This window comes from Brucella sp. H1_1004, from assembly GCF_047308065.1.
In the GTDB taxonomy this organism is placed as follows: domain Bacteria; phylum Pseudomonadota; class Alphaproteobacteria; order Rhizobiales; family Rhizobiaceae; genus Brucella; species Brucella pseudogrignonensis_B.
Genome location: NZ_JAYKZA010000002.1, coordinates 1 through 2,500, shown reverse-complemented (window position 1 = coordinate 2,500; position 2,500 = coordinate 1). Strand labels below are relative to the sequence as shown.

Genomic DNA, 2,500 nt, shown 5'->3' with positions numbered 1-2,500 from the left:
CACCGTCTTACTGATCCTAATCAAACTCCGAATACCGGGGAGTACTACTGGGCAGACACACGGCGGGTGCTAACGTCCGTCGTGAAGAGGGCAACAACCCTGACCACCATCTAAGGTCCCTAAGTTATGGCTAAGTGGGAAAGGATGTGAGGATCCCAAAACAACCAGGATGTTGGCTTAGAAGCAGCCATCATTTAAAGAAAGCGTAACAGCTCACTGGTCTAAATAAGGGTCTTTGCGCCGAAAATGTACCGGGGCTAAAGCCATACACCGAAGCTGTGGATGCACGTATGTGCGTGGTAGCGGAGCGTTCCGTAAGCCTGTGAAGGGACAGTCGTGAGACATCCTGGAGGTATCGGAAGTGAGAATGCTGACATGAGTAACGATAAAGGGAGTGAGAGACTCCCTCGCCGAAAGTCCAAGGGTTCCTGCTTAAAGTTAATCTGAGCAGGGTTAGCCGGCCCCTAAGGCGAGGCCGAAAGGCGTAGTCGATGGGAACCACGTTAATATTCGTGGGCCTGCAGGTAGTGACGGATTGCGTGTGTTGTCAGGTCTTATTGGATTGATCTGGCAGCGAAGCGGTTCCAGGAAATAGCTCCTGCATATAGACCGTACCCTAAACCGACACTGGTGGACTGGTAGAGAATACCAAGGCGCTTGAGAGAACTGCGTTGAAGGAACTCGGCAAAATGCACGCGTAACTTCGGAAGAAGCGTGACCCTTCTTTAGGCAACTATTGGAGGGTGGCACAGACCAGGGGGTAGCGACTGTTTACCAAAAACACAGGGCTCTGCGAAGTCGCAAGACGACGTATAGGGTCTGACGCCTGCCCGGTGCTGGAAGGTTAAGAGGAGATGTGCAAGCATTGAATTGAAGCCCCAGTAAACGGCGGCCGTAACTATAACGGTCCTAAGGTAGCGAAATTCCTTGTCGGGTAAGTTCCGACCTGCACGAATGGCGTAACGACTTCCCCGCTGTCTCCAACGCAGACTCAGTGAAATTGAATTCCCCGTGAAGATGCGGGGTTCCTGCGGTTAGACGGAAAGACCCCGTGCACCTTTACTATAGCTTTACACTGGCATTCGTGTCGACATGTGTAGGATAGGTGGTAGACTTTGAAGCCGTGGCGCCAGCCATGGTGGAGTCATCCTTGAAATACCACCCTTATCTATATGGATGTCTAACTGCGGCCCGTTATCCGGGTCCAGGACCGTGTATGGTGGGTAGTTTGACTGGGGCGGTCGCCTCCTAAAGAGTAACGGAGGCGCGCGATGGTAGGCTCAGAACGGTCGGAAATCGTTCGTCGAGTGCAATGGCATAAGCCTGCCTGACTGCAAGACTGACAAGTCGAGCAGAGACGAAAGTCGGTCATAGTGATCCGGTGGTCCCGCGTGGAAGGGCCATCGCTCAACGGATAAAAGGTACGCCGGGGATAACAGGCTGATGACCCCCAAGAGTCCATATCGACGGGGTTGTTTGGCACCTCGATGTCGACTCATCGCATCCTGGGGCTGGAGCAGGTCCCAAGGGTATGGCTGTTCGCCATTTAAAGCGGTACGTGAGTTGGGTTCAGAACGTCGTGAGACAGTTCGGTCCCTATCTGCCGTGGGTGTAGGAATATTGATAGGATCTGTCCCTAGTACGAGAGGACCGGGATGGACGTATCTCTGGTGGACCTGTTGTCGTGCCAACGGCATAGCAGGGTAGCTATATACGGACTAGATAACCGCTGAAGGCATCTAAGCGGGAAACTAACCTAAAAACGAGTATTCCCTATCAGAGCCGTGGAAGACTACCACGTTGATAGGCCGGGTGTGGAAGTGCGGCAACGCATGTAGCTTACCGGTACTAATAGCTCGATCGACTTGATCATTCTCATTTACAATATCCATCGAACAAAGTTCGATGAAAACTTTGCCCCTCACGCCTTATTCACTTCGTGAATGGCTCCGGGAGGGCGCCGGGCAACCGGCGGCACACAGTCGTGTGCTTATTGTTTATCAGCGCTCTATAAACGCGCTGAATTATCTGCACGAAAGACAACAGCTTCTCATATTTGTGTTCTTCGCCGACCTGGTGGTTATGGCGGAGCGGCTGCACCCGATCCCATTCCGAACTCGGCCGTGAAACGCTCCAGCGCCAATGGTACTTTGTCTTAAGACACGGGAGAGTAGGTCGCTGCCAGGTCTGCTAAGCACACAAATAATCAACATCTTCTCAAAAACATACAAAACAGACATTCAACGCAATAAGCGCAAAAAATACCGAATATATGATTATGTGAGAGTGGCTCGGAGCAGCCCGTTCGGTCTAAAATCGATAATCAATCGATTTTTAAACGACCTCACCTCATCAGGCCAATGCCATGAAAAAAGGCGCCTGACTTCGCTCCCGGGCCGCAATGGTTCGTAACTCATAACGCGGGGTGGAGCAGCCCGGTAGCTCGTCAGGCTCATAACCTGAAGGCCGCAGGTTCAAATCCTGCCCCCGCAACCACTGA

1 tRNA gene and 2 rRNA genes (1 of these 3 cut by a window edge) are annotated in these 2,500 nt (G+C 52.3%); all 3 read left to right on the top strand.

Going from position 1 to position 2,500, the window contains the following annotated elements:
• A 23S ribosomal RNA gene (locus U2P60_RS07230) occupies positions 1-1,873 on the top strand (it extends 939 nt beyond the left edge of the window).
• A 199-nt stretch (positions 1,874-2,072) separates the two neighbouring features.
• Positions 2,073-2,187 (top strand): 5S ribosomal RNA (rrf, locus tag U2P60_RS07225).
• 232 nt (positions 2,188-2,419) lie between these two features.
• A tRNA-Met gene (locus tag U2P60_RS07220) sits at positions 2,420-2,496 on the top strand.
• Positions 2,497-2,500: the final 4 nt, after the last annotated feature.